Source organism: Shewanella sp. T24-MNA-CIBAN-0130, from assembly GCF_040310185.1.
GTDB classification, from domain to species: Bacteria; Pseudomonadota; Gammaproteobacteria; order Enterobacterales; family Shewanellaceae; genus Shewanella; species Shewanella psychromarinicola.
Window position 1 is genome coordinate 1 of the sequence record NZ_JBEOPP010000389.1, and the last position, 260, is coordinate 260.

At 44.2% G+C, this 260-nt stretch carries 1 pseudogene; it reads left to right on the forward strand.

Annotated features, from left to right (window positions below):
• Positions 1-260 (forward strand): annotated as a pseudogene (locus AAEZ02_RS22830) (universal stress protein UspA); the annotation flags it as partial.

The window sequence follows — 260 nt, forward strand, 5'->3', positions numbered from 1 at the left end:
GTGATAACCCTCGTTTAGCCGGAGTTGCACAAAAGGCATTAATGACGCAACGAGAACGGCAACTGCAACAGCATTTAGATTCGCTTGATGCCGAAGATGTTCCGTTGCACGTGATATGGAGTAAGTATCTTTTTGAGCATGCTTGTGATCACTCAGCGCGTCATGGTTTTGATCTTATGGTCAAGGCGGTCCATCATGCTGATTATTATTTGCCTACCGATTGGCAGTTAATTCGCCATACTAAAATGCCACTATTACTG